Consider the following 262-nt stretch of genomic DNA (forward strand, 5'->3'; position numbering starts at 1 on the left):
TTAAATGCAATGTTAGAGCGTGAAGAATTAAAGATAGATTCTTTATTATCTGTACCTCATGCGTTGACGAAAGAAGTCGTCCAAAGTATTGGATATGAATGTTTAGTTAATCCTATTGTAGCTCATTTACGTATAGCACAAAGTAAATGGAGAATTAACCGTCATTGTGCTATTGATGTTATTACGCCGAATAAATTTCGACCGATTGAACATGCTGCATATGGCACGAACCTTTCTCAATCTGAAAGACGAATGATAGGTG

At 35.5% G+C, this 262-nt stretch carries 1 pseudogene; it reads left to right on the top strand.

Annotated features, from left to right (window positions below):
- Positions 1-262: pseudogene (locus SB717_RS36925) on the top strand (glycosyltransferase family 2 protein); the annotation flags it as partial.

Origin of the sequence: Priestia sp. SIMBA_032 (genome assembly GCF_046535215.1) — a bacterium.
Classification (GTDB): Bacteria; Bacillota; Bacilli; order Bacillales; family Bacillaceae_H; genus Priestia; species Priestia aryabhattai.